The sequence below is a fragment of the Nonomuraea lactucae genome, from assembly GCF_003313395.1.
GTDB classification, from domain to species: Bacteria; Actinomycetota; Actinomycetes; order Streptosporangiales; family Streptosporangiaceae; genus Nonomuraea; species Nonomuraea lactucae.
In genome coordinates, this window is sequence record NZ_QNFZ01000295.1 from 1 (window position 1) to 508 (window position 508).

Genomic DNA, 508 nt, shown 5'->3' on the forward strand with positions numbered 1-508 from the left:
CGTCCGGCGGCGTGCTCGCCAAGCGCGGCGACGCCGTGCAGCAGTCCGCCCGCGAGGTCGCCGGCCGCGAACGCGCCGGCCATCGAGAGCGCGACCAGCCTGCACGCGCCGTCGGGCAGCCTGCGCCTGGCCCGCTCCCCCGTCACGATCTCCAGCGCCCGCCCGGTGACGTCCACCATGATCACCACGGCGTCGGCCGCCTCGTCGCCGAGCGCGGCGTGCAGCCGTTCGGCGAAGGGTCGGCCGGCGCCGACGGGCCTGCCGAGGAAGAGTCCGAAGCGCAGCCCGCTACGCCGCTCGGCGGTCGTGATCGCCTGCCTGACGCCGTCGGCCTGTGCCTGGCTCAGCACGCCCTTGGCCGTCCCCACCGCCGTCACCACCCCGCCGAGGCGCCGCCGGTGCGCCCGGTGGGCTCGGCCCCGTCCGCGGCGGCCACCCAGTCGACGACGGACTTCGCCGCCCAGCCGGGCACCCCGTCGGTCAGCACCAGCCCGGACGCGCCCACGCC

The 508-nt window shown here is 78.3% G+C and carries 1 protein-coding gene; it reads right to left on the reverse strand.

What is annotated here, in order from left to right:
* Nucleotides 1–368: TPM domain-containing protein (locus DQW85_RS21570; protein ID WP_162795183.1), on the reverse strand; the 368-nt coding region annotated here is incomplete at its 3' end.
* Nucleotides 369–508: the final 140 nt, after the last annotated feature.